General features: G+C 72.8%; 26 protein-coding genes. 21 read left to right on the plus strand and 5 right to left on the minus strand.

The genetic code is table 11. The features are described 5' to 3' along the window. Positions 1-70 precede the first annotated feature (70 nt). The 7 genes from ABT288_RS13920 (at position 71) to ABT288_RS13950 (ending at position 9,210) form a co-directional block, all read left to right on the plus strand. On the plus strand, positions 71-793 hold the full coding sequence (locus tag ABT288_RS13920) for a methyltransferase domain-containing protein (RefSeq protein WP_351606469.1): 723 nt from the start codon (positions 71-73) through the stop codon (positions 791-793). Positions 794-937: 144 nt separating this feature from the next. Continuing rightward, a complete protein-coding gene (locus ABT288_RS13925) occupies positions 938-1,771 on the plus strand; it encodes a M55 family metallopeptidase (protein WP_351606472.1) in 834 nt (277 codons plus the stop codon). Next, positions 1,764-3,080: a M20/M25/M40 family metallo-hydrolase gene (locus ABT288_RS13930; RefSeq protein WP_351606474.1), complete on the plus strand. Its 1,317-nt coding sequence runs from the start codon at positions 1,764-1,766 to the stop codon at positions 3,078-3,080. The genes ABT288_RS13925 and ABT288_RS13930 overlap by 8 nt, the downstream gene beginning before the upstream one ends. 14 nt (positions 3,081-3,094) lie before the next feature. After that, positions 3,095-5,044 carry a S9 family peptidase gene (locus ABT288_RS13935; RefSeq protein ID WP_351606477.1) on the plus strand — a complete coding sequence of 650 codons (1,950 nt, stop codon included), beginning with the start codon at positions 3,095-3,097 and terminating at the stop codon, positions 5,042-5,044. Continuing rightward, positions 5,041-5,964, plus strand: a complete 924-nt coding sequence (locus ABT288_RS13940) for a S66 peptidase family protein (protein WP_351606480.1) — start codon at positions 5,041-5,043, stop codon at positions 5,962-5,964. Before ABT288_RS13935 ends, ABT288_RS13940 begins: the two co-directional genes overlap by 4 nt. 666 nt (positions 5,965-6,630) lie before the next feature. After that, positions 6,631-7,185, plus strand: a complete 555-nt coding sequence (locus ABT288_RS13945) for a GNAT family N-acetyltransferase (protein ID WP_351606483.1) — start codon at positions 6,631-6,633, stop codon at positions 7,183-7,185. A gap of 63 nt (positions 7,186-7,248) precedes the next feature. Then, positions 7,249-9,210, plus strand: coding sequence for a DUF5107 domain-containing protein (locus tag ABT288_RS13950; protein WP_351606486.1), 1,962 nt, complete (start codon positions 7,249-7,251; stop codon positions 9,208-9,210). Between the two features lie 5 nt (positions 9,211-9,215). Here ABT288_RS13950 and ABT288_RS13955 read toward each other — a convergent pair whose 3' ends face one another. Next, the gene (locus ABT288_RS13955; protein WP_351606489.1) at positions 9,216-9,563 is read right to left on the minus strand and encodes a VOC family protein; all 348 of its coding nucleotides are present in this window, start codon (positions 9,561-9,563) and stop codon (positions 9,216-9,218) included. Positions 9,564-9,643: 80 nt separating this feature from the next. Between ABT288_RS13955 and ABT288_RS13960 the strand changes: the two genes are divergently transcribed. After that, entirely contained in the window at positions 9,644-10,072 is a 429-nt protein-coding gene (locus ABT288_RS13960; protein ID WP_351606492.1) for a phage holin family protein, read from the plus strand. Positions 10,073-10,098: 26 nt separating this feature from the next. Here the strand turns inward: ABT288_RS13960 and ABT288_RS13965 are convergent, their stop codons facing one another. Beyond that, the gene (locus ABT288_RS13965; protein ID WP_351606495.1) at positions 10,099-11,055 is read right to left on the minus strand and encodes an LLM class F420-dependent oxidoreductase; all 957 of its coding nucleotides are present in this window, start codon (positions 11,053-11,055) and stop codon (positions 10,099-10,101) included. Positions 11,056-11,258: 203 nt separating this feature from the next. On the opposite strand from ABT288_RS13965, the gene ABT288_RS13970 reads away from it, so the two are divergent. The 13 genes from ABT288_RS13970 to ABT288_RS14030 all read left to right on the plus strand — a co-directional run bounded on the left by ABT288_RS13970 (position 11,259) and on the right by ABT288_RS14030 (position 20,911). Further along, positions 11,259-12,719: an NAD(P)/FAD-dependent oxidoreductase gene (locus ABT288_RS13970; protein WP_351606498.1), complete on the plus strand. Its 1,461-nt coding sequence runs from the start codon at positions 11,259-11,261 to the stop codon at positions 12,717-12,719. A gap of 54 nt (positions 12,720-12,773) precedes the next feature. Beyond that, positions 12,774-14,621 (plus strand): transketolase, encoded by a 1,848-nt coding sequence (locus ABT288_RS13975; RefSeq protein ID WP_351606501.1) that lies wholly within the window; start codon positions 12,774-12,776, stop codon positions 14,619-14,621. Continuing rightward, on the plus strand, positions 14,618-15,571 hold the full coding sequence (gene ligD, locus ABT288_RS13980) for a non-homologous end-joining DNA ligase (RefSeq protein ID WP_351606503.1): 954 nt from the start codon (positions 14,618-14,620) through the stop codon (positions 15,569-15,571). Before ABT288_RS13975 ends, ligD begins: the two co-directional genes overlap by 4 nt. A gap of 27 nt (positions 15,572-15,598) precedes the next feature. Next, a complete protein-coding gene (locus ABT288_RS13985) occupies positions 15,599-15,973 on the plus strand; it encodes a gas vesicle protein GvpO (protein ID WP_351606506.1) in 375 nt (124 codons plus the stop codon). A gap of 69 nt (positions 15,974-16,042) precedes the next feature. Beyond that, on the plus strand, positions 16,043-16,462 hold the full coding sequence (locus ABT288_RS13990) for a gas vesicle structural protein GvpA (protein WP_351606509.1): 420 nt from the start codon (positions 16,043-16,045) through the stop codon (positions 16,460-16,462). Then, positions 16,459-17,229: a GvpL/GvpF family gas vesicle protein gene (locus tag ABT288_RS13995; RefSeq protein ID WP_351606512.1), complete on the plus strand. Its 771-nt coding sequence runs from the start codon at positions 16,459-16,461 to the stop codon at positions 17,227-17,229. The genes ABT288_RS13990 and ABT288_RS13995 overlap by 4 nt, the downstream gene beginning before the upstream one ends. A gap of 26 nt (positions 17,230-17,255) precedes the next feature. Beyond that, positions 17,256-17,513, plus strand: a complete 258-nt coding sequence (locus ABT288_RS14000) for a gas vesicle protein GvpG (protein WP_351606515.1) — start codon at positions 17,256-17,258, stop codon at positions 17,511-17,513. Position 17,514: 1 nt separating this feature from the next. Next, the gene (locus ABT288_RS14005; protein WP_351606517.1) at positions 17,515-18,198 is read left to right on the plus strand and encodes a DNA primase; all 684 of its coding nucleotides are present in this window, start codon (positions 17,515-17,517) and stop codon (positions 18,196-18,198) included. Then, positions 18,195-19,340: an SRPBCC family protein gene (locus tag ABT288_RS14010; RefSeq protein ID WP_351606519.1), complete on the plus strand. Its 1,146-nt coding sequence runs from the start codon at positions 18,195-18,197 to the stop codon at positions 19,338-19,340. The genes ABT288_RS14005 and ABT288_RS14010 overlap by 4 nt, the downstream gene beginning before the upstream one ends. After that, the gene (locus ABT288_RS14015) at positions 19,337-19,693 is read left to right on the plus strand and encodes a gas vesicle protein (RefSeq protein ID WP_351606521.1); all 357 of its coding nucleotides are present in this window, start codon (positions 19,337-19,339) and stop codon (positions 19,691-19,693) included. The genes ABT288_RS14010 and ABT288_RS14015 overlap by 4 nt, the downstream gene beginning before the upstream one ends. Continuing rightward, positions 19,690-20,448 carry a GvpL/GvpF family gas vesicle protein gene (locus tag ABT288_RS14020; RefSeq protein ID WP_351606524.1) on the plus strand — a complete coding sequence of 253 codons (759 nt, stop codon included), beginning with the start codon at positions 19,690-19,692 and terminating at the stop codon, positions 20,446-20,448. Before ABT288_RS14015 ends, ABT288_RS14020 begins: the two co-directional genes overlap by 4 nt. Then, complete coding sequence (locus ABT288_RS14025; protein WP_351606526.1) at positions 20,445-20,633, plus strand: gas vesicle protein; 189 nt, start codon at positions 20,445-20,447, stop codon at positions 20,631-20,633. Before ABT288_RS14020 ends, ABT288_RS14025 begins: the two co-directional genes overlap by 4 nt. Then, positions 20,630-20,911, plus strand: a complete 282-nt coding sequence (locus tag ABT288_RS14030) for a gas vesicle protein K (RefSeq protein WP_351606529.1) — start codon at positions 20,630-20,632, stop codon at positions 20,909-20,911. The genes ABT288_RS14025 and ABT288_RS14030 overlap by 4 nt, the downstream gene beginning before the upstream one ends. Before the next feature lie 6 nt (positions 20,912-20,917). On the opposite strand, the gene ABT288_RS14035 is transcribed toward ABT288_RS14030, so the two are convergent. The 3 genes from ABT288_RS14035 to ABT288_RS14045 form a co-directional block, all read right to left on the minus strand. Next, positions 20,918-21,088: a hydrophobic protein gene (locus tag ABT288_RS14035; protein ID WP_351606532.1), complete on the minus strand. Its 171-nt coding sequence runs from the start codon at positions 21,086-21,088 to the stop codon at positions 20,918-20,920. A gap of 42 nt (positions 21,089-21,130) precedes the next feature. Then, positions 21,131-21,952, minus strand: a complete 822-nt coding sequence (locus tag ABT288_RS14040; RefSeq protein ID WP_351606535.1) for a class I SAM-dependent methyltransferase — start codon at positions 21,950-21,952, stop codon at positions 21,131-21,133. Positions 21,953-22,067: 115 nt separating this feature from the next. Beyond that, a complete protein-coding gene (locus tag ABT288_RS14045; protein WP_351606538.1) occupies positions 22,068-23,576 on the minus strand; it encodes a bifunctional phosphatase PAP2/diacylglycerol kinase family protein in 1,509 nt (502 codons plus the stop codon). Between the last annotated feature and the right edge of the window lie 48 nt (positions 23,577-23,624).

Raw genomic sequence — 23,624 nt, forward strand, 5'->3', positions numbered from 1 at the left:
TCCGGCCCCTTGCCTCGTTCCAGGCCCGCGCGATATTCCGATCACGGAACCGAACCGTGGGGAGATCGCCATGAACGTCTCGGACAAGTACCGCAGCAACTGGGAGAGTTACTGGAGCCAGACCTCCGACGAGGCGGGCGAGGCGATCTGGGACTGCGATCCCGCCCTGTCCGCCGAACCGCACACCGCCCTCCTCCTGCCCCACGCGGACCCCGCACGCACCATCGTCGACCTCGGCTGCGGCAACGGCACCCAGACCCGCTACCTGGCCACCCGTTTCGCGCGCGCCGTCGGCGTCGACCTCTCGCACGCCGCCGTCGAGCACGCCCGCCGCGCCACGCAGGACGACGCCGTCGAGTTCCAGCAGCTCGACCTCACCGACTCCGAGGCCGTGCATGCCCTGCACGAGCGCCTCGGCGACGTCAACGTCTACATGCGGGCCGTCATCCACCAGAGCGAACCGGAGGCGCGACCCGCGGTCGCCGCCGCCGTCGCCGAGCTCGTCGGCACCGAGGGCCGCGCGTTCGTCGCCGAACTCACCTCCGGCTCCCGGGACGTGCTCAGGCGCGCCGCGTCCCAGGAGGGTGGCCCGGGACCCAAGTTGCAGCGTGTCTTCCACCACGGCCTCAAGCCCGCCGACGCCGACGATCCGGAGATCCCGCGGCTGCTCGGCGAGGCCGGGCTGAAGGTCCTCGCCGAGGGGGAGACCACCCTGCCGCAGACCGAGTACCTGACCGACGGCACCCGCATCGACCTGCCGGCCCACTGGTTCGTCCTCGCCGGGGCGCAGTAAGGGGCTTTTGCGGCTTTCCGGGGCCGAGGAGGCGGCCCGTCAGGAGAGGCGGGGCACCTGGAGACGGGTCGGCAGTGGAGCGCTCGGTGACCGGGCGCTCCGGGTCGTAGCCCGGCCGCTCCGCGGCGCGTAACGTGACGCAGCATGAAGATCCTCATCAGTGCCGACATGGAGGGGGCCACGGGCGTCACCTGGCCGGCCGACGTGCTGCCGGGGACGCCGCAGTGGGAGCGGTGCCGGTCGATGTTCACCTCGGACGTGAACGCCGCCGTGGAGGGCTTCTTCGACGGCGGCGCCGACCAGGTGCTCGTCAACGAGGCCCACTGGACCATGCGCAACCTGCTGCTGGAGCGGCTCGACGAGCGGGTCGAGATGCTCACCGGGCGGCACAAGGCGCTGTCGATGGTGGAGGGCGTGCAGTACGGCGACGTCGACGGCATCGCGTTCGTCGGCTACCACGCGGGCGCCGGCATGGAGGGCGTCCTCGCCCACACCTACCTCGCCAACCAGATCACCGGTGTGTGGCTGAACGACGCCCGCGCCAGCGAAGGCCTGCTCAACGCGCATGTCGTCGCCGAGTACGGCGTCCCCGTCGTCCTCGTCACCGGGGACGACGTGGCCTGCGAGGACGCGCTCGGCTACGCGCCGGAGGCGCTGAAGGTCGCGGTGAAGGACCATGTGTCCCGGTATGCGGCGGTGTGCCGGACGCCCGCGCGCACCGGCGCCGACATCCGCGCCGCCGCCGAGGAGGCCGCCCGGCTCGCGGTGCGTCATGAACCGGTCGAGGCGGGCCCGTTCACCGTCGCCGTCGAGTTCGACGCCGAACACCTGGCGATGGCGGCCACCGTCGTGCCCGGGGTCGCCCGCATCGCGGAGCGGAAGGTGGCGTACACCAGCGCCACGATGTACGAGGGGATCCGGACGTTCAAGACGGTCACCACGATCGTCTCTGCCGCCGTGGAGGAGCAGTATGGCTGAGAGGCCCGCCGACCAGCAGGCCCTGGACGAGGTCGTGGAGTTCACCTCCGGTCTGATTTGCATCGACACCACCAACCGGGGCGGCGGGGACTGCCGGGAGCGGCCCGCCGCGGAGTACGCGGCCGAGCGGCTGGCCGGGGCCGGACTGGCACCCGTGCTGCTGGAGCGGACGCCGGGCCGCACCAATGTCGTCGCCCGGATCGAGGGCACCGACCCCTGCGCCGACGCGCTCCTGGTCCACGGTCACCTGGACGTGGTGCCCGCGGAGGCCGCCGACTGGAGCGTGCCCCCGTTCTCCGGGGAGATCCGGGACGGGGTGGTGTGGGGGCGGGGCGCCGTCGACATGAAGAACATGGACGCGATGATCCTCGCGGTCGTCCGCTCCTGGGCCCGGCAGGGCGTGCGGCCGCGCCGGGACATCGTCATCGCGTTCACCGCCGACGAGGAGGCCAGCGCCGAGGACGGCTCCGGGTTCCTCGCCGACCAGCACGCCGAGCTGTTCGAGGGCTGCACCGAGGGCATCAGCGAGTCCGGCGCCTTCACCTTCCACGACGGCGCCGGGCGGCAGCTCTACCCCATCGCCGCGGGGGAGCGGGGCACCGGCTGGCTGAAACTCACCGCGCGCGGCCGGGCCGGACACGGCTCCAAGGTGAACAGGGAGAACGCGGTGACCCGGCTCGCCGCCGCCGTCACCCGCATCGGCGAGCACGAGTGGCGCATCCGGCTCACCCCGACCGTGCGGTCCGCGCTCACCGAACTCGCGGCCGTGTACGGCATCGAGCCCGACTTCACGGACGTGGACCTGCTGCTGGAGAAGCTCGGCCCGGCGGCCAAGCTGGTCGAGGCGACCGTCCGCAACAGCGCCAACCCGACCATGCTGGACGCCGGTTACAAGCTGAACGTGATCCCCGGCGAGGCGGTCGCCTATGTCGACGGGCGCTGTCTGCCGGGCACCGAGGAGGAGTTCACCGCCGCCCTCGACCACCTGACCGGGCCCGACGTGAGCTGGGAGTTCGCGCACCGGGAGGTGGCCCTCGAGGCGCCGGTGGACTCGCCGACCTTCGCGAAGATGCGGGCCGCCGTCGAGGAGTTCGCGCCCGAAGGGCACGTCGTGCCGTACTGCATGTCCGGCGGCACGGACGCCAAGCAGTTCTCCCGGCTCGGCATCACCGGCTATGGTTTTACTCCCTTGAAGCTGCCCGAGGACTTCGACTACCAGGCGCTGTTCCACGGTGTGGACGAGCGCGTGCCGGTCGAGGCGCTGCACTTCGGTGTGCGGGTGCTCGACCGCTTCCTGCGGACGGCCTAGGCAAGGGGGGCGAGATGCGGGCGTCGCCGTACGGATCGTGGCCGTCGCCCATCGACGCGGCGCTGGCCGCCGCGCACGACGGGCACCCGGAGTGGGTGGGTTTCGTCGGGGACGAGGTCTGGTGGACCGAGCCCCGGCCGGCCGAGGGCGGACGCCGGGCACTGGTGCGGCGGACGGCACAGGGCGCGGAGGAGGTCGTACTGGCCGCGCCGTGGAACGTGCGCAACCGAGTGGTGGAGTACGGCGGCCGCCCCTGGGCCGGGGTGCCGCGTGACGGCGGACCGCTCGTGGTGTTCACCGACTTCGCCGACCAGCGGCTGTACCGGTACGAGCCCGGCGGCGAGCCGCGCCCGCTGACCCCGGTGTCCCCGGTGGGCGGCGGACTGCGCTGGGCGGACCCGCACGTGGACCTCGCACGCGGCGAGGTGTGGTGCGTGCTGGAGGAGTTCACCGGGGACGGCCCCTCGGACGTGCGGCGGGTCCTGGCCGCCGTACCGCTGGACGGATCCGCCGCCGGGGACCGGTCCGCCGTGCGTGAACTCACCGGCGGCCGGCACCGGTTCGTCACCGGGCCCCGCGTCTCGCCGGACGGCCGGCGGGCGGCCTGGCTGGCCTGGGACCATCCGCGCATGCCGTGGGACGGGACGGAACTGCTCGTCGGCGACATCGGCGACGACGGCACACTGCACACCGTCCGCACGGTGGCCGGCGGCCCCGAGGAGGCGATCGCGCAGGCCGAATGGTCGGCGGACGGCCGTCTTCTGTACGCGAGCGACCGCAGCGGCTGGTGGAACCTGTACCGGGACGGCGTCCGGCTGTGCCCGCGCGAGGAGGAGTTCGCCGGCCCGTTGTGGAAGCCGGGCCTGCGCTGGTTCGCGCCGCTGGACAACGGTCTGGTGGCGGTCGTACACGGCCGGGGGGCGACCGTACTCGGGATACTGGACACGGAGTCCGGGGAGATCGTCGACGCCGCCGGGCCGTGGACCGAGTTCGGCGCCACCCTCGCGGTCCACGGCGGCCGCGTCGTAGGTGTCGGTGCCAGCCCGCGCACCGGGCCCGAGGTGGTCGAACTGGACACCGCCACCGGCCGGGCCCGCGCGATCGGTGCCCGGCACCGGGACGCCGTCGACCCCGCGTACTACCCGGAGCCGCGGATCCGCGTCTTCGCCGGCCCGGACGGCCGCGAGGTGCACGCCCACGTCTACCCGCCGCACCACCCCGAACGCACCGCTCCGGACGGCGAGTTGCCGCCCTACGTCATCTGGGCGCACGGCGGCCCCACCGGCCGGGTGCCGCTCGTGCTGGACCTGGAGATCGCCTACTTCACCTCGCGCGGCATCGGCGTGGCGGAGGTGAACTACGGCGGCTCCACCGGGTACGGCCGGGCTTACCGCGAGCGGTTGCGTGAACAGTGGGGCGTGGTCGACGTCGAGGACTGCGCGGCCGTCGCCCGCGCCCTGGCCGACGAGGGCACCGCCGATCCCACCCGGCTCGCGATCCGGGGCGGCAGCGCGGGCGGCTGGACCGCCGCCGCCTCCCTGACCACGACCGACGTCTACGCCTGCGGCACCATCATCTACCCGGTCCTGGACCCGGTCACCTGGGGGCCGGGGACCCACGACTTCGAGTCCCGCTACCTGGAGTCGCTGATCGGCCCGCTCGCCGAGGTGCCCACCCGGTACGCCGAGCGCTCGCCGAGCACCCACGCCGACCGGCTCACCGCGCCGTTCCTGCTCCTCCAGGGCCTGGACGACGTGATCTGCCCGCCCGCCCAGTGCGAACGCTTCCTCGCCCGGATCGCCGGCCGGGACGTGCCGCACGCCTACCTCACCTTCGAGGGAGAGGGGCACGGGTTCCGGCGGGCGGAGACCATGGTGCGTGCCCTGGAGGCCGAACTCTCCCTGTACGCCCAGGTGTTCGAACTGGACGTGCCCGATGTCCCGAGACTGGAGCTGCACACGTGAAGGAACTGACGCGCCCGGAGCGGCTGGCTCCGGGCGCCCGTGTGGCCGTCGTCGCCCCCAGCGGGCCGGTGCCCGAGGAACGGCTCCAGGCGGGGCTCGACGTGCTGCGCGGCTGGGACCTGGATCCAATCGTGGCACCCCATGTGCTCGGCCGGCACGAGGAGTTCGGCTACCTGGCCGGCCGGGACGCCGACCGCGCGGCCGACCTCCAGAACGCCTGGTGCGACCCGTCCGTCGCCGCGGTGCTGTGCGCCCGCGGCGGGTACGGCGCCCAGCGCATGGTCGACCTGCTGGACTGGGACGCGATGCGGGCGGCCGGGCCCAAGGTGTTCGTGGGCTTCAGCGACGTCACCGTGCTGCACCAGGCGTTCGCCACCCGGCTGGGCCTGGTCAGCCTGTACGGACCGGCCGCCGCCGGGGTCGACTTCGTCAAGAGCGCCCGCGCACAGGATCATCTGCGCTCCACCCTGTTCGCTCCGGAGAGCGTGCGGACCCTGACCTCGACCGGGGCCGGGTTGGCGCCCGGCCGGGCCCGGGGGATCACGCTCGGCGGCTGTCTGACCCTGCTGGCCGCCGACCTCGGCACCCTGTACGCCCGGCCCGGTGCCCGGGGCGGGCTGCTGCTCCTGGAGGACGTGGCCGAAGCGCCCTACCGCGTCGACCGGCTGCTGACCCAGTTGCTGCGCTCCGGCTGGCTCGACGGGGTCGCCGGGATCGGGCTCGGCTCCTGGCGCGACTGCGGCCGTGACGAGGAACTGCGCCCGGTCCTCGCCGACCGGCTCTGCGGACTCGGGGTGCCGGTGGTGGAGGAGCTGGGATTCGGGCATTGCGACGACGCGGTGACCGTCCCGTTCGGTGTGCGGGCCGAACTCGACGCGGACGCGGGCACCTTGACGCTGGAGCAGCCCGCGCTGCGCTGACGGCACGCACTGAATCCCGTGTGCCCCGACCGGCGCCCCGCCGCGCGCGAGCCACGACGCCTACTTCGGGCAACCGGGGGATCAGGCCGGTCACCGTGCTCAGCACCCCGGGGACACCGGGGTGCTGCGACTACCGGTCGTGAGCGGCTGAGCCGGGGATGGCGGGTTCCGGCAGTGGGTCCGGGGGCTTGGGGCAGCTGGACGGGGCCGGTTCCGGGGTCGGCCCGGGGGACTTCGAGCAGCTGGGCCCTGCGGATGCCGGGTGCCGGTTCGGGGGGATCGGCTGGAGTCGGGCCGGGCGGGTTCCGGTGCCGGTTGGGGCGAGTTCGAGGTACCGGCCCACGCTGATCGGCTGGATCCCGACCGGGTGGATGCCTGGAGCAAGCTGGGCGGATTCCATGTGCTGGTCGGGGCGGGTCCGAGGTGCCGGTTGGGGCGGATTGGCTGGGCAGCCGGGCCGGGAGAATTCCGGGAGCTTGGGCCGATGGGCTGGGGAGCCGGCCGGGTGGACGCCGGGAGCCCGGCCGGGTGGATGTCAGGAGTCGGGGCGGGCGCGTTCGAGGTGTCGGCCCAGGCGGTTCCTGGAGTCGGCGTCGGTGAGTTCCCGGAGACGGCGCGGGCCGGTTTCCGCAGACGGCGTGGGTGGGGACGCCGTACCCTGGCCCGATGCCGCACACCGCGCCCCGTTACCTCGCCGAAGGCCCCCGCGTGGGCATCCGTCACTTCACCCTCGGAGACGGACCCGAGTTCACCGCGCGGACCCGCGAGAGCAAGGACCTGCACCGGCCCTGGCTGTTCCCGCCGGACAACGACGAGGCCTACGCCGCCTACGTGCGCCCGCTGATCGAGGACCCGACCAAGGCCGGCTTCCTGGTGTGCGAGAAGGACAGCGGGGAGATCGCCGGGTTCATCAACATCAACAACATCGTGCGCGGCGGCTTCCAGTGCGGCGCCCTGGGCTACGGGGCCTTCGCGCACGCCGCCGGGCGCGGCCTGATGCGCGAGGGCCTCGACCTGGTCATCGGATACGCCTTCGGCCCGCTCGGACTGCACCGGCTGGAGATCAACGTGCAGCCCGAGAACACCGCCTCGATCGCGATGGCACGCGGCGCCGGTTTCCGGCTGGAGGGGTTCTCCCCGGCCATGCTCCACATCGACGGCGCCTGGCGCGACCACGAACGCTGGGCACTCACCGCCGAGATGCGCGACCCCACCGCCTGAACACACCCTTTGCGCAATCCTGACCGGCACATCCCCTGGCCGACTCGACGCACGCCGGGTTCCATGGTGATCGTGACGAGGATCCGACGTGAGGTACTGACGCTGCCCGCCGCGCAGTTGGGACCCGACAACCCCCTGCCCCCGCTGCGCCCGCTCGACGAGGTCCACCGCATCGAGGACCGCGACCGGGACGGCATGCCCGGGGACATGGCCCGCCAGCTCGCCTACGAGCCGCTGCACAGCCTGCTCCCGGTCCGCGTCCGCGACGGCTACGACAGAACCCGCGAACCCCGCCCCCTCGACGCCCTGGTGATCGAGAACGACCGGCTGCGCGCCACCGTCCTGCCCGGCCTCGGCGGCCGTGTCGCCTCCCTGATCCACCTGCCCACCGGACGCGAACTCCTCTACCGCAACCCGGTGTTCCAGCCCGCCAACTTCGCCCTCAACGGCGCCTGGTACTCCGGCGGCATCGAATGGAACATCGGCGCCACCGGCCACACCACGCTCTCCTGCGCACCCCTGCACGCCGCCCGCGTCCCCGCCCCGGACGGCGGCGAGATGCTGCGCCTGTGGGAGTGGGAACGACTGCGCGACCTGCCCTTCCAGGTCGACCTGTGGCTGCCCGACGGCTCCGACTTCCTCTACGTCGGCGTCCGCGTCCGCAACCCGCACGAGCGCCCGGTGCCGACCTACTGGTGGTCCAACATCGCGGTGCCGGAGGAGTGCCGGGTCCTCGTCCCCGCCGAGGAGGCCTGGCACTTCGGCTACGAGCGCCGCCTGCGCCGCGTGCCCGTCCCGTCGTACGACGGCATCGACCGCACCCACCCCCTCGACAGCCCCTACGCCGCCGACTACTTCTACGACGTGCCGGACGGCAGCCGCCGCTGGATCGCCGCGCTGGACGCCGACGGGCACGGCCTGGTGCAGACCTCCACCGACACCCTGCGCGGCCGCAAGCTCTTCGTCTGGGGCCATCTGCCCGGCGGCCGGCGCTGGCAGGAGTGGCTCACCGAACCCGGCACCGGCGGCTACTGCGAGATCCAGGCCGGGCTCGCCCGCACCCAGCTGGAACACGTCCGGCTGGACGCCGAGAGCGAGGTGTCCTGGCTGGAGGCGTACGGCCCGCTCGACGCACCCCCGGAAGGGGAGTGGACCGGGGCCGTCCAGGGCGCCGGGGAACGGCTGGAGTCCGCCCTGCCGCGCGCCCGGGTCGAGGAGGCGTACGCGGCCTGGCGGCCGTGCGCCGACACCGAACCCGGCGAGATCCTGGCCGCCGGATCCGGCTGGGGCGCCCTCGAAGTGCTGCGCGGCGACTGGAAACTGCCCGGCACCCCGTTCCCCGAGTCCACCCTCGGCGAGGCACAGGCGCCCTGGCGGGAACTGCTGCGTACCGGCTCCCTGCCCGAGCCGCGCCGGGTACGGCCGCCCGGCGAGACCCTCGTCGCCCCGCACTGGCGGGACATGCTGGAGACCGCGCCCGCCGGCCCGCACACCGAGTACCACCTCGGAGTCGCCCAGTGGCACGCCGGCGACCGCGCCCAGGCCGTCCGCAGCTGGGAACGCGCCCTCGAACTCGCCCCGTCCCTCTGGCCGTCGCTGCGCTGCCTGGCCGTCGCCGACCAGGAGTCCGGCCACCACGAACGGGCCGCCGAGCGGTACGCGGACGCCTTCGACGACCTGTGCCGCGAGCGCCGCGACGACAAAGAGACGTGGACCGCCGCCGTGGCCGCGCTCGGCCGGGAGACCCTGCAGGCACTGCTCCGGGTGCGGCGGACGGCGGACGCCCGGGCGGTCTGGGACCGGTTGCTGCCCGCCGTGCGCCGGCGCGGCCGGTTCCGGCTGCTGGAGGCCGAACTGCTGCTCGCCGAGGGACGGCCCGAGGAGGCCCGCGCGGTCCTCGACACGGGCTTCGAGGTCGCCGACCTGCGGGAGGGCGAGGAGGCGCTCGGCCGGCTGTGGTCCCGGCTCACCGACGAGCCCCTGCCCGCCCGCCACGACTTCCGGATGCGGCCCGACGCGTTCTGACCGGCTCAGGCCCGCTGGTCGACGTACTCGAACACCGACCCGTCCGGATGCATCGCGATCAGGTTCCGGCCCGCCGGCGTCGGCAGCGGCCCCGCGATGATCCGGGCGCCGAGGCCGGTCAGCAGCCGGTGCGCCTCGTCCACGTCCTCGACGGCGATGGTCGCCGCCACCTTGCGCAGGATCTCCAGTTCCGCCTCCGGGCCGCTCATCAGCAGAAAGGAGCCGATCGCGGCGACCTGGACCCCGCCGCGCTCGAAGCGCAGCGCTCTGCCGCCCGCCAGACGCTCGTAGAAGGGGATCGCGGTCTCGAGGTCGTCGACGCAGATGCGCAACGAGGCGCCCAGAATCTCCATGCGCCCGAGCCTAGTTGCGGCGGCCCGGGCCGTGCAGGGCGCCCGCGTTACCCGCTGTGCCCGCCGGGTACCCGCAGGGTATGGACCGTTCGGAACGCCTGGATCACCTGGAACATCTCGACAAGCACCTGGTCGAAGAGCTGGCACAGGTGGCACGCGAGACGGTACGCGACGAGCTGCGCGAGCAGACCCGCAAGCAGCGCCGCACCGCCCTGCTCTACGCCGCGTCCGGCGCCGCCGCCCTGTACGCGGGCGCCGCGCTGGCCCTCGCCGTCGGCCTGGCCCTGGCGACCGGCCTGCCCGGCTGGGGCGCAGCCCTGATCACCGCGGCGATCATGGGTGCGGTGGCCTACGCCCTGCGGGGTGCCGCCCACCCGAGGCACAGCCACCCCTCGCCGCCGGCTCCTGCCATCGGCGGCACCCCACCGGCGGGTCCGCCGAGCGGCCTGGGCCTGCCGTACCCGCCGATGCCGAAGGAGCCCCCGGACACCGGCCACCACAGGGCCTGAGCGCAGCGAACCGAACCACCGCCCACTCAGCCGCCGAGCCGCGGCAGCACCTTCGTCCGGTAGAAGTCGAAGAACCCCTTCTGATCGGCCCCGATCTGGTTCACGTACACCCGGTCGAACCCGGCGTCGGCGAACGCCCTCAGCGCGGACACGTGCTGGTCGGCATCGTCCCCGCACACGACCTTCTCGCGCACCATGTCCTCGGTGACCAGCTCCCGCAGCTGCTCGAAGTGGCGCGGCGAGGGCAGCACCTGCCCCATCTCCCCGGGCAGCAGCTCGTTGTACCAGAGCCGGTGCACGGTACGGACGCACTCCTCGCGATCGGTGCCGTAACAGACCTTCGTACCGCCGCTCACCGGCTTCGTCCCGCCCCCGCCCTTGCGGAACTGAGTGACCATCTCCTCCTCCGGCATCATCGTGATGTACCCGTCGCCCACCCGGGCGGCGAGCGACGTCGCCTTCGGCCCGAAGCCGGAGACGTCGATGGGCACGGGTTCGTCGGGAACGGTGTAGAGGCGGGCGTTCTCCACGGTGTAGTGCGTGCCCTGGTGGTTGACCTCCTCGCCGGTGAACAGCCGGCGCATCACCTGCACGGCCTCCTCCAGCATCTCCAGGCGCACGTGCAGCGGCGGCCAGCGGTCGCCGAGGATGTGCTCGTTCAGCGCCTCGCCGGTGCCGATGCCCAGCCGGAAACGTCCCTCGGTCAGCACCGCGCTCGTCGCCGCGGCCTGCGCCGTCACCGCCGGGTGCATCCGCACGGTCGGACAGGTCACCGCCGTCTCGATGGGCAGCGACACCGCCTCCGACAGGGCGCCGATCACCGACCACACGAACGCGCTCTGCCCCTGCGCGTCGTTCCACGGATGGAAGTGGTCGGAGATCCACAGCGCCCGGAATCCGGCCTGCTCGGCCATCCGAGCCTGCTCGACGAGGTGGGCGGGGGTGTGTTCCTCGCTCGCCAGGAAACAGCCGTACTCGGGCATGGGGAAACCTCCGCGCGGGCGACGCTGCTGCGGTGTCATGCGGTCCCGGGCCGGGTAACCGGCGCCCGGCGGGCGAAACGCCGGGGGCGCGGCGCGGCGTTCGGGTGCTCCGACCGGCGTACGGGTGACCCGCGCGGCGTTTGGGTGCCCCGGCCTCGGTTACGCGGAAAACCTCGGACGAGCCACACCGCCGGAGGCGCACCGTGAGCCGACCTCACGTCGTGATCGTCGGAGCCGGTTTCGCCGGGTACCGGGCTGCCCGCACGCTGGCCCGGCTGACCCGGAACCGGGCCGACATCACTCTGCTGAACCCGACCGACTACTTCCTGTACCTGCCGCTGCTGCCCCAGGTCGCCGCCGGCATCCTGGAGGCCCGCAGGGTCACCGTGTCGCTGCCGGGCACCCTGCACGGAGTGCGGATGGTGCTCGGCGAGGCGGACCATGTCGACCTCGACGGCCGTACGGTCCACTACTCCGACCCCGAGGGCGGTATCGGCGCCCTCACCTACGACCGGCTGGTGCTGTGTGTCGGCAGCGTCAACAAGCTGCTGCCCATCCCCGGGGTCGCCGAGCACGCGCACGGCTTCCGGGGGCTGCCCGAGGCGCTGTACCTGCGCGACCACGTGACCCGGCAGGTGGAGCTGGCGGCCACGGAGGACGATCCGAAGGCCTGCGCGGCCCGCTGCACCTTCGTCGTGGTCGGCGCCGGCTACACCGGCACCGAGGTGGCTGCGCAGATGCAGCTGCTCACCGACCGGCTGGCCCGCCGGCATCCGCTGTGCGCCGGGTTCCGGCCGCGCTGGATCCTGCTGGACGTGGCGCCGCGCGTGCTGCCGGAGATGGCCGAGCGGCTGTCCCGGACGGCCGACCGGGTGCTGCGTGCGCGGGGCGTCGAGGTCCGGATGGGTACGTCGGTGAAGGAGGCCACCCACGACGGGGTGCTGCTCACCGACGGCGAGTTCGTCGCGTCCCGGACGCTGGTGTGGTGTGTCGGGGTACGGCCCGATCCGCTGGTGGAGGCGGTCGGGCAGCCGCTGGAGCGGGGCCGGCTGATCGTCGACCCCCATCTGCAGGTGCCGGGCCGGCCGGAGGTGTTCTGCTGCGGGGACGCGGCCGCCGTACCGGACCTGGAGAAGCCGGGGTCCTTCACGCCGATGACGGCCCAGCACGCGTGGCGCCAGGGCCGGGTGGCCGGGGAGAACGTGGCCGCCTCGCTCGGTGTCGGCCGGCGCCGGCGGGCCTACCGCCATCGCGACCTGGGTTTCGCCGTCGACCTCGGCGGGATCCAGGCCGCCGCGAACCCGTTCGGCGTCCCGCTGTCCGGCCCGGCGGCCGGTGCGGTCACCCGCGGCTACCACCTGGCCGCGCTGCCCGGCAACCGCGTCCGGGTGGCCGCCGACTGGCTGCTGGACGCCGTACTGCCGCGCCAGGGCGTCCAGTTGGGCCTCGTACGGTCCTGGTCGGTTCCCCTGGACACGGCCTCTCCGGAGCTGGCACGCGTGCCGGGGGGAACGGAGCGGGCGGGAGGGCCGGAGCAGGCCGAAGAAGCGGTGCGGCCCCGGGAAGCGGAACGTGACGCCCATCCGCCGGCCGCCGGGCGCGGGGACCACCCCGCCCCCGGCCCGGTCAAGCGCACCGACCCGCCGGACCCCGCTGCCGAGTGACCCCGCTGCCGAGTGGCCCCCGGCCGTATCCCTCGACTCACCGCAAGGAGACCCATGAACACCGCCGAACTCGCCGAGCTGGGACAGCAGTTGCGCGTGGACAGCGTGCGGGCGTCCGCCGCCGCGGGATCCGGGCACCCCACGTCCTCGATGTCCGCCGCGGATCTGATGGCCGTACTCCTCGCCAACCATCTGCGCTACGACTTCGAACGCCCCGAGCACCCCGCGAACGACCGCTTCGTGCTGTCCAAGGGACACGCCACGCCCCTGCTGTACGCCGCGTACAAGGCGGCCGGTGCCGTCGAGGACGGCGAGCTGCTCACCTTCCGCAAGCTCGGCAGCCGGCTCGAAGGACATCCGACGCCCCGGCGGCTGCCCTGGGTGGAGACGGCCACCGGATCCCTCGGCCAGGGCCTGCCGGTCGGGGTCGGCATCGCCCTCGCCGGCAAGCGCCTGGAGCGCACCGGCTACCGGGTGTGGGTGCTGTGCGGCGACAGCGAGCTCGCGGAGGGCTCGGTGTGGGAGGCCGCCGAACACGCCGGGCACGAGCACCTGGACAACCTGATCGCGATCGTGGACGTCAACCGGCTCGGCCAGCGCGGCCCCACCCGGCACGGTCACGACCTGGACGCCTACGCCCGCCGCTTCCAGGCCTTCGGCTGGCACACCGTCGAGATCGACGGCCATGACGTCGACAAGATCGACCGGGCCTACGGCGAGGCGCTGTCCACGGCAGGGCAGCCCGTGGTGATCCTCGCCCGCACCCTCAAGGGCAAGGGCGTCGCCGCCGTCGAGGACCTGGAGGGCCATCACGGAAAGCCGGTGCCGGACGCGGAGGAGGCCGTCGCCGAGCTCGGCGGACCGCGCTCGCTGCACGTCCGGGTCCACGAGCCGCCGGCCGCCGCCGCGCTGCGCGACCTGACGACCGAGGTGCTGCAGCTTCCGCGCTACGACGAGGGTGACGAGGTCGCGACCCGGGACGCCTTCGGCGCGGCCCTCGCCGCGCTCGGCAGCGCCCGGGGCGATGTCGTCGCCCTGGACGGCGAGGTCGGCGACTCCACCCGCACCGAGGAGTTCGCCAAGGCCCACCCCGACCGGTTCTTCGAGTGCTACATCGCCGAGCAGCAGATGGTCGCCGCGGCCGTCGGCATGGCCGCGCGGGGCTGGCTGCCGTACGCCTCGACGTTCGCCGCGTTCCTCACCCGCGCCCATGATTTCGTGCGGATGGCGTCCATCAGCGGCTCCGGCATCAACCTGGTGGGCTCACACGCCGGTGTCGCGATCGGCCAGGACGGGCCCTCCCAGATGGGCCTGGAGGACCTGGCGATGTTCCGCGCCCTGTACGGCTCGACCGTGCTGTATCCGTGCGACGCCAACCAGACCGCCCGGCTGGTCGCCACCATGGCCGGACTCGACGGGATCCGCTATCTGCGCACCTCGCGCGGCAAGACACCGGTCATCTACGGCCCCGACGAGGAGTTCCCGGTGGGCGGCAGCAAGACGCTCGTCTCCAGCGAGGAGGACCGGCTGACGGTCGTCGCCGCCGGGGTCACCGTGCCCGAGGCGCTCGCCGCGGCCGACCGGCTCGCCGCGGACGGCATCCGGGTACGGGTGATCGACCTGTACTCCGTCAAGCCCGTCGACGCCGAGACGCTGCACCGGGCCGCCGAGGAGACCGGCTGTCTGCTCACCGTGGAGGACCACCATGCCGAGGGCGGCCTCGGTGACGCCGTCGCGGAGGCCTTCTGCGACGGCCGGCCCGTGCCCCGGCTGGTCCGGCTCGCGGTGCGCACCATGCCGGGCTCGGCCGCGCCCGACGAGCAGCTGAACGCGGCCGGCATCGACGCCGTGGGCATCGCGGCGGCGGCCAGGCTGCTGGTGGAGGAGGCGGTCGTGCGATGAACGACGAGGACGCCCGGACCGTACGGGCGGGGCGCCGCACGGTGCGGATCCAGCGGCCCGGGAAGGTCCTCTTCCCGGGCGGCGCCGGCGCCGAGGAGTACACCAAGGGCGACCTCGCCGACTACTACCGGTCCGTCGCGCCGTACCTGCTGCCGCACCTGCGGGGCCGTCCGCTGATGCTGGAGCGCTATCCGGACGGCCTGGACGGGCAGCGGTTCATGCAGAAGAACATCCCGGAACACTACCCGGACTGGATCACCCGCGCCGAAGTCCCCAAGGAGGGCGGCACGGTCACCCATGCCGTGTGCGACGACACCGCCACCCTCCTCTACCTCGCCGACCAGGCCTGCCTCACCCTGCACCGCTGGCTCTCCCGCACCGACCGCGCCGCCGGCCCGGACCACCCCGACCAGCTGGTCTTCGACCTCGATCCACCCGGCGACGACTTCGCCCCGGTGCGCGAGGCGGCCGGCCTGCTGCGGGAGCTGCTGGACGAACTGGGGCTGCCCGCCGCCCCCATGACCACCGGGTCGCGCGGTCTCCACCTCGTCGTCCGTCTCGACGGCCGTCAGGACTTCGACGAGGTCCGCGAATTCGCCCGTGGTGTCGCCGAGTTGCTCGCCTCCCGGCATCCGGACCGGCTCACCACCGCCGCCCGCAAGGAGGACCGCGGCGACCGCCTCTACCTCGACGTGCAGCGCAACGCCTACGCGCAGACCGCCGTCGCCCCCTACACCGTGCGCGCCCGCCCCGGCGCCCCCGTCGCCGTACCCCTCGTCTGGGAGCAGCTGGACGACCCCGGCCTCGACGCCCGCCGCTGGACCATCGCCGACGCCGTCGACCAGGCCGGCACCGACGCCTGGGCCGGCCTGCCGAGCCGAGGCCGCGCCCTGGGCCCGGCCCGGCGGCGTCTCGCGGACCATCGCTCCCGAATGTTTGACCAGGGATGACCGGGCCACCCGCAGAGGGAGGTGGCCATGTCGAACACAAACAACGCATCCCAGTCACAAAATTCACAGAGAACACATAACTCACAGGAGTCACACAGCGACGACAAGCGCGGCAAGGCGGAGGAGCCCCGGCCGGCGCCCATCGAGGTGCTGCGCCAAGCGCGTGCCCAGCTCGTCGAACTCACCGGACTTGCCCCCGAGTCCGTGACCTCCTTCGAGCAGACCGAGGACGGATGGGTGCTTGAAGTGGAGGTTCTCGAACTCGCGCGGGTCCCGGACACCATGAGCCTGATGGCGAGCTACCAGATCGATCTCGACCAGGAGGCCCGGCTCACCGGCTACCGGCGCGTTCACCGATATGAACGCGGACGGTCCGACGCGCGCCGACCCGGCGGCCGCTAGGCCGCCCCCCGTCCACCGCGCACACGGAGCCACCGTGACACCGAACACTCATGAGGAGGAGCAGCCGGCATGACCGTTGTCCCGGCACAGCAGACCGGAGGTGGAGGCGGCAGCAGCGGCCTCTACGACGTACTGGAACTGGTACTGGACAGGGGACTCGTGATCGACGCGTTCGTGCGGGTCTCCCTGGTCGGTATCGAGATCCTGAAGATCGACGTCCGGGTCGTCGTGGCCAGCGTCGACACATATCTGCGCTTCGCCGAGGCGTGCAACCGTCTCGACCTGGAGGCCGGCCCGCACAAGAGCCCCGGGCTTCCCGACCTCGTCGGCGAGGTCACGGAGTCCGGCGCCCGCGGCAAGTCCAAGGGGGCCCTGTCCGGCGCCGCGGAGACCATTTCCGACGCCTTCAAGCAGGCCCGCGAGGAGGGTGCCGAGGCCCGGCCCCGCGCCCGTAAGGACACCGCCCGCAGGAAGGAGGAGAGGGAGTGAGTACGTACGTCTACGGGATCACCGCCCGGTCGCACCCCTCCCTGCCCGAGGGCATGACGGGCGTGGGCGAGCCGCCCCGTCCGGTGCGGGTCGTCACGGCCGGTGAGCTGGCAGCCCTGGTCAGTGACGCCCCCGAGGGGTTGCGGCCCAAGCGCCGCGACCTGCTCGCACACCAGAACGTCCTCGCCGAGACCGGCGCGGCCGGCTGTGTGCTGCCGATGCGGTTCGGGAACCTGGCCCCCGACGACGACACCGTCACCCACGTGCTCGACGAGCGCGCCGACCACTACCGGGAGCGGCTGAAGGCCCTGGACGGCAAGGTCGAGTACAACGTCAAGGCGAACCACGTGGAGGACGCCGTCCTGCAGCGTGTGATGGCCGAGGACGCGGAGCTGCGCTCGTTCGCCGAGGACACCCGACGTGCGGGCGGCGGCACATACGAGGACAGGCTGCGCCTCGGCGAGATGGTCGCGGCCGCCGTCAAAGCCAAGGAGGCCGAGGACGCCGCCTCGGTGCAGGCCGCTCTCGAGCCGGCCGCCACCGCGGTCAGCGCCGGCCCGCAGTCCACGGGCTGGCTGCTCAACGTCTCGTTCCTGGTCTCCCGGGACGGGGCCGAGGGCTTCATCAACGCCGTCGAGCAGGTCCGCGCCGGCCATCCCCACCTCGAACTGCGCGTCAACGGCCCGCTGCCGCCGTACAGCTTCGTCGAGCCCGGCCCCGCCGAGCCGGCGGCCGACACGGCCGGCACGGATGCCGGGGCGCGGTGAGACGACGGGTCCGAAAGGAGGAGGCGATGGGGCTGATCGGTGAGGTGCTGCTGCTGCCGTTCGCACCGGTGCGCGGCGCCGGGTGGGTGATGGGCCAGGTGCTCCGCGAGGCGGAACGGATCTACTACGACCCCGCCACCGTACGGGCCGAGCTCGCCCGCCTCGAAGAACAACTGGAGGCCGGCGAGATCACCGAGGAGGAGTTCGACCGTCGCGAGGACGAACTGCTCGACCGGCTGGAGGCCGCGCTGCGCTCCGGCGACACCACAGGCAACGGGACGTGAGATGAACCGAATGGCACTGGGCCTCGCTGTAGGGGCCGGATACTTCCTGGGACGGACGAAGAAACTCAAGATGGCCCTCGCGGTCGGATCCCTGGTCGCCGGGAAGAAAATGAGCCTCAGTCCGAAGATGATCGCGGACGTGGTGAGCCAGCAGCTGAAGAACAACCCGCAGTTCAAGGAGATCGGGGACCAGCTGCGCCAGGAGCTGCGAGGGGCCGGCAAGGCCGCCTCCGGGGCCATGGTCGAGCGGCAGATGAACGCGCTCGCCGACCGGCTGCACGGCCGCACCTCCCAGGTGCGCGACGACCTGACCGGAGCGGTTCCCGGCACCGGATCCGCCGAGTCCGACGACGAGGAGCCGCAGGAGGAGGAGTCGCGGGACGAGGAGTCGCGGGACGAGGAGTCGCGGGACGAGGACCAGGAGGACTCCCGCGAGGAGAGGACCCACCGCGGGGACGGTGAGAACGCCGGCCGGCGGGGCGACGCGCCGCGCAAGAAGGCGGCCAAGAAGGCCCCCGGCAAGAAGTCGGCGTCGAAGGCCCCCGCCAAGAACGCCCCCGCCAAGAAGACGGCGGCGAAGAAGACGACCACGGCCCGCAAGACGGCCGCGAAGAAGACGGCCGCCGCCGGCGGCGCCGCCCGCGGCGCCTCCTCGCGGCAGTCGAAGGGCGGCGATGACCGATGACCGAGGCTCTCGGATCCGCCACGTCCGCGGCCGGCAAGGCCACGGATGCGGCCAACGAAAACCCGCTGACCAGCCTCGCCCACAGCGAGGCCGCCGACCGGCTCAAGGCGGAGGCCCAGGACTATCTGGCCGCACAGGCCACGAAGATGCTCACCGGTCTCGGCCGCAAGCTCGGCGAGACCACGGGCAAGCTCAACGACATAGCCGAAGGAAACAGTCCTGGATTCGCCAAGCTCGCGCTCGACGGCGGCCGCAAGCTCGCCGAGGGCAAGGGACCGCTGCGCTCCGCGCTGGAACTGGGCGGCTCCCGCGTCAAGGAGAAAATGATGAACGCGGTGAGAGGCCTCGGGGGCAGCAAGGGCAAGAAGGGCGGCGCGGGCCACAAGCCCACCGTCATCATGGAGTCCATCGATGTCGGCGTACCGCTGCGCACCGCCTACGACCAGTGGACGCAGTACAAGGACTTCAGCAGCTTCGCCAAGGGCGTCAAGAGCGCAAGCCGCGCCGACGACACCCATTCCGACTGGCAGGCGAAGATATTCTGGTCCAGCCGCAGCTGGAAGGCGCAGACCACCGAACAGATACCCGACTACCGCATCCAGTGGACGTCGGAGGGTGCCAAGGGCACCACCAAGGGCGTGGTCTCGTTCCACCGGCTGGAGGAGAACCTCACCCGCGTCCTGCTGGTCATCGAGTACTACCCGACCGGCCTGTTCGAGAAGACCGGCAACATCTGGCGCGCCCAGGGCCGCCGGGTCAGGCTGGACCTGAAGCACTTCGCCCGCTTCATCACCCTCAAGGGCGAGGCGGAGGACAGCTGGCGCGGTGAGATCCGCGACGGCGAGGTGGTGAAGAGCCACGAGGACGCCGTGGCCGAGGAGGAGCAGGAGCAAGAGGCCGAGGAGCCGCAGGAGGGCGAGGAAGAGGAAGAAGCGGAGGAAGAAGAGGGCGAGCCCGAGGAGTACGAGGCCGAGGACGAGGAGCCCCCCGAGGACGACGAAGCCGAGGAGGGTGAGGAGCCCGAGGGCGAGTACGAGGAGGGTGAGGAGCCCGAGGAGGAGTACGAGGAGGACGAGGAGCCCGAAGGCGAGTACGAGGAGGAAGAGGAACCCGAGTACGCCGGAGGCGGGAGCCGTCGATGACGACGCCCGCCCGCTTCGGCGACTCCGGCAGCCGGTTCCCCGAGCCGTACGGCCAGGGCGGAGGAGCCAACCTCGCCGACATCCTGGAGCGCGTGCTCGACAAGGGCATCGTGATCGCGGGCGACATCCGGATCAACCTGCTCGACATCGAACTGCTCACCGTCAAGCTGCGCCTCATCGTCGCATCGGTGGACAAGGCCAAGGAGATGGGCATCGACTGGTGGGAGACCGACCCGGCGCTCTCCTCCCGGGCCCGCCGCGACGAGCTGACCCGGGAGAACGCCGCGCTGAGAGAACGGGTGGCCCGCCTGGAGGAGCTGGAGCCGGGCCACGCGCCGAAGGAGGCACCATGACCGGACTGCGCTACGTCTACGCCGTGTGCCGCCCCTTCGGGACGCCCCTGCAGTCCCAGCTCACCGGCGTCGGGGGCGCCCCGCCGGCGTTGCTGCGCCACCACGGGCTGGTCGCGGTCGTCAGCCAGGTCCCGGCGGCCGACTTCTGCGAGGAGGCCCTGAAGGCGCACCTGGAGGACCTGGACTGGCTGTCCGTGACCGCCCGCGCGCACCAGGGCGTGATCGACGCCCTCACCACGGTCACCACTCCGCTGCCGCTCCGGCTCGCGACCGTCTTCCAGGACGACAGTGGGGTGCGCACCATGATCGAGGCCCGCGAGGACGACTTCCTGCGCACCCTCGACCGGCTGGAGGGCCGGGTGGAGTGGGGGGTCAAGGTGTACCTGGAGCCCGAGCCCGCCGCCGAGCCTGCCCCCGCCGCGCAGCCCGCGAGCGGCCGGGACTATCTGCGCCGGCGGCGCCAGAGCACCCACGCGACCGAGGAGCGGTGGCAGCGGGCCGAGGCCTTCGCCCGCTCGCTGCACGAGGGCCTTTCCCGGTACGCCGAGGATTCCCGGCTGCACGCCCCACAGAATTCCGCGCTTTCCGCCGAGCCCGGCCGGAACGTGCTCAACGCGGCCTATCTGGTGCCCCGCGCGCATTCCGAGGAATTCGTGGAACTGGTGGACCGCACGAAGGACGAGGCACCCGGAATCCGGGTGGAACTCACCGGACCCTGGGCGGCCTATTCGTTCGTCGGGGAGGCGACGCCGTGACCGTGGTCGAACGACGCGAGATAGCCCTCGTCGACCTGCTCGACCGGCTGCTGGCCGGCGGAGTGGTGATCACGGGTGACCTCACCCTGCGGATCGCGGACGTCGACCTGGTCCGCATCGATCTGAACGCGCTGATCAGCTCAGTGAACGAGTCGGTACCCTCGCCTTTCGAGGAGATCCTGTGACCCCGCGCAACCGCCTGGACCTGGAACCCGACACGGTCGAGCGCGACCTGGTGAAACTGGTGCTCACCGTGGTGGAACTGCTCCGGCAGCTCATGGAACGGCAGGCCGTGCGGCGCTTCGACACCGGCGAGCTGACCGAGGAGCAGGAGGAGCGCATCGGGCTCACCCTGATGCTCCTGGAGGACCGCATGGCCGAGCTGCGCGAACGCTACGGACTGCGGCCCGAGGACCTGAATCTGGACCTCGGGCCGCTCGGACCGCTGCTTCCCCGCGACTAGCTCACGTCACCACCGGTACCAGCGGCCCCTGCCGCCACCGGCGGTGGTGCTGCGGACCAGGAAACCCAACAGCCAGATGACCAGCACTATCAGTGCAATCCACCAGAGAATCTTCACCGCGAATCCGACACCGAAAAGGAGCAGCGCCAGAAGCAGTACCAGCAGGATGGGAACCATAGTGTGAACCTCCTGCAATCCGGGTTGCCCGGAATACGCGGATCAGGCTTCTTTACGGCACAGAATCTCGCCGTGCAGGACCGCGAACCAGCCGTCCTCCCGCCGGCCCCATTCCCGCCACGCCTCGGACACGGCCCGCAGGTCCTCCTCGGTCGCGTGACCGCCCTGCGTGGCCCGTTCGGCGTAGGAGGAGGCCAGCGTGCGGTCCGCCCACAGGCCGCTCCACCAGGCCCGCTCCTCGGGCGTGGTGAAGGTCCAGGTGCTGGAGGTGGCGGTGATGTCGGTCAGCCCGGCGGCCAGCGCCCACGCCTTCAGCCGGCGCCCGGCGTCGGGCTCGCCGCCGTTGGCCCGGGCCACCCGCTCGTACAGGTCCAGCCAGTCCCGCAGACCGTCCGCCGCCGGGTACCAGGTCATCGCCCCGTAGTCCCCGTCGCGTACGGCGATGAACCCGCCCGGCTTCGTCACCCGGTGGATCTCCCGCAGCGCCTGCACCGGGTCGCCGACGTGCTGCAGCACCTGGTGGGCGTGGACCACGCAGAAGGTGTCGTCCGGGTGGTCCAGCGCGTGCACGTCGGCGACCGCGAAGTCCACGTTGGTCAGGCCGCGCCCGGCGGCGGTGGCCCGGGCCTGCTCCAGGATTCCCGGCGCGTGGTCGACGCCGGTGACGTGGCCGTCCGGGACCCGCTCCGCGAGGTCGGCGGTGATGGTGCCGGGCCCGCAGCCGATGTCCAGGATCTTCATGTGGGGCTTCAGGGAGCCGAGCAGATAGGCCGCGGAGTTCTCGGCCGTCCGCCAGGTGTGCGACCGGAGTACCGACTCGTGGTGCCCGTGCGTGTAGACGGCGGTCTCCTGCGCCTTCGGCATGGCTGTTCCCCTTCTTCACCCTCGTGTCCGCTGGTACGCATCACCGTACGCGCGCATGCCGAATGATGAGACACGTGTTTCACATCCTGGACGCCTCAGGAATCCTGACCGCCCGTCAACAGGCGGCGGTCGACGGCCGGTACACCGTCAGGGCCCCGGGCAGCTTCTCCAGCGTCACCTCGCCCGACACGGCCGTCACCTCGCCGTCGTACGCCATCGGGGTGCCCGGCGTGATGCCGGTCAGCCGGAGCCGGTGCACCTGGACCGCCGCGTGGGCGGGGGAGCGGGTCAGCGGGCCTGCGGCAGCGGCCGCCAGCAGCCGCAGCGCGGGCCGGCGGCCGCCGTGCACCACCCGCACGTCCAGCAGTCCGTCCGCGAGATCGGTACGGCGGCCGGGCGCGAGCCCCATGCGGTGGTAGACGCCGTTGCCGACGAACAGCAGCCACAGCGGCCGCCGTTCACCGCCCAGCTCCACCTCCAGCGGATGCCCGTCCGCGCGCAGCACCCGCAGCGCGCCCAGCACCCCGGCGGGCCACCCGCCGATCCGGCGCGACCACCGCTCCCGCACACGCACCAGTTCCGGATAGACGCCCAGGCTCAGCGTGTTCAGGAACAGGCCCTCGCCGTCGCCGGTGACATACCGGACCGCGTCCACCCGCACCGCCTCGCCGCGCCGGACCGCACGGGCCAGATCGTGCTCGTCCTCCACGCCCAGGTCGAGGGCGAAGTGGTTGAGGGTGCCGCCCGGCAGCACCGCGAGCGGCAGCCCGTGCCCGAGCGCGATCCTCGCCGCCGTGTTCACGGTGCCGTCGCCGCCGCACACACCCAGCACCCGGGCGCGGGCCGCCGCCTTCACCAGTTCGTCGCCGATCTCCTCGGGCGCGCACTCGACGATCTCCGCCAGCGGCAGCGCGGCGTGCAGCGCACGCACCCGGTCGGCCGTCCCCGAGGCCCGGTTGGCGACCACCACCAGACCGGCGCCCTCCGGCAGCGCCGGCGCCTCGGCGCGCGGCCGGGACCGTCGCCGCACCTGGGCGCGGGTCGGCATCAGCCGCCGTACCAGGAAGGCCGCGCCCGCGCCGAGGGCCGCCCCGGCCAGCACGTCGCTCGGGAAGTGCACACCCGTGTACACCCGCGAGGCCGCCACCGAGAACGCCACCGGCGCCACCGCCGCGCCCCACGCCGGGGACTCCAGCGCGACCCCGGTCGCGAACGCGGCGGCCGACGCGGCGTGCCCGGACGGGAACGACGTGGTGATCGGCTGCCGCTTGAGCTGCCGCACCAGCGGCACCGGCTCCAGTACCGGCCGGGCCCGGCGCACCGAGCGCTTGCCGATCGTGTTGATGGCCAGCGAGGCCACGCTGAGGGAGGCCAGGCCCCGGGCTGCCGCCCGGCGGGCCCTCGGGGTGCGGCTCGCGGCCATCGCGGCGGCCGTCGCGAACCACAGCACGCCGTGGTTCGCGCCGCGGCTGAGGCGGGGCAGCACCCGCTCGGCGCCGGGCCAGTGCCGGGCGGCGGCCGCCTCGAACAGCCGGCCGTCCAGATCCAGCAGCCGGCACAGCGGGTTCCGGCCGGCCGGGCGGGCGGTCAGGTCCAGGTCTGTCAGGTCCAGGTCCGGGCTCATGGGGTCCGGTTACCCTGAAGTGCCCGTTTCTTGTGCCTGTCTGCGCCG

The organism is Streptomyces sp. NPDC001093 (assembly GCF_040298985.1).
Classification (GTDB): Bacteria; Actinomycetota; Actinomycetes; order Streptomycetales; family Streptomycetaceae; genus Streptomyces.

Coding starts and splice junctions, on each gene's coding strand:
- ABT288_RS13925 (WP_351606472.1), top strand. CDS start 938: ATGAAGATCCTCATCAGTGCCGACATGGAGGGGGCCACGGGCGTCACC.
- ABT288_RS14010 (WP_351606519.1), top strand. CDS start 18,195: ATGACCGAGGCTCTCGGATCCGCCACGTCCGCGGCCGGCAAGGCCACG.
- ABT288_RS13960 (WP_351606492.1), top strand. CDS start 9,644: ATGGACCGTTCGGAACGCCTGGATCACCTGGAACATCTCGACAAGCAC.
- ABT288_RS13920 (WP_351606469.1), top strand. CDS start 71: ATGAACGTCTCGGACAAGTACCGCAGCAACTGGGAGAGTTACTGGAGC.
- ABT288_RS14005 (WP_351606517.1), top strand. CDS start 17,515: ATGAACCGAATGGCACTGGGCCTCGCTGTAGGGGCCGGATACTTCCTG.
- ABT288_RS14020 (WP_351606524.1), top strand. CDS start 19,690: ATGACCGGACTGCGCTACGTCTACGCCGTGTGCCGCCCCTTCGGGACG.
- ABT288_RS13945 (WP_351606483.1), top strand. CDS start 6,631: ATGCCGCACACCGCGCCCCGTTACCTCGCCGAAGGCCCCCGCGTGGGC.
- ABT288_RS13950 (WP_351606486.1), top strand. CDS start 7,249: ATGGTGATCGTGACGAGGATCCGACGTGAGGTACTGACGCTGCCCGCC.
- ABT288_RS13985 (WP_351606506.1), top strand. CDS start 15,599: ATGTCGAACACAAACAACGCATCCCAGTCACAAAATTCACAGAGAACA.
- ligD (WP_351606503.1), top strand. CDS start 14,618: ATGAACGACGAGGACGCCCGGACCGTACGGGCGGGGCGCCGCACGGTG.
- ABT288_RS14000 (WP_351606515.1), top strand. CDS start 17,256: ATGGGGCTGATCGGTGAGGTGCTGCTGCTGCCGTTCGCACCGGTGCGC.
- ABT288_RS13975 (WP_351606501.1), top strand. CDS start 12,774: ATGAACACCGCCGAACTCGCCGAGCTGGGACAGCAGTTGCGCGTGGAC.
- ABT288_RS13935 (WP_351606477.1), top strand. CDS start 3,095: ATGCGGGCGTCGCCGTACGGATCGTGGCCGTCGCCCATCGACGCGGCG.
- ABT288_RS14035 (WP_351606532.1), bottom strand. CDS start 21,088: ATGGTTCCCATCCTGCTGGTACTGCTTCTGGCGCTGCTCCTTTTCGGT.
- ABT288_RS14045 (WP_351606538.1), bottom strand. CDS start 23,576: ATGAGCCCGGACCTGGACCTGACAGACCTGGACCTGACCGCCCGCCCG.
- ABT288_RS13930 (WP_351606474.1), top strand. CDS start 1,764: ATGGCTGAGAGGCCCGCCGACCAGCAGGCCCTGGACGAGGTCGTGGAG.
- ABT288_RS13990 (WP_351606509.1), top strand. CDS start 16,043: ATGACCGTTGTCCCGGCACAGCAGACCGGAGGTGGAGGCGGCAGCAGC.
- ABT288_RS13965 (WP_351606495.1), bottom strand. CDS start 11,055: ATGCCCGAGTACGGCTGTTTCCTGGCGAGCGAGGAACACACCCCCGCC.
- ABT288_RS14015 (WP_351606521.1), top strand. CDS start 19,337: ATGACGACGCCCGCCCGCTTCGGCGACTCCGGCAGCCGGTTCCCCGAG.
- ABT288_RS13955 (WP_351606489.1), bottom strand. CDS start 9,563: ATGGAGATTCTGGGCGCCTCGTTGCGCATCTGCGTCGACGACCTCGAG.
- ABT288_RS14040 (WP_351606535.1), bottom strand. CDS start 21,952: ATGCCGAAGGCGCAGGAGACCGCCGTCTACACGCACGGGCACCACGAG.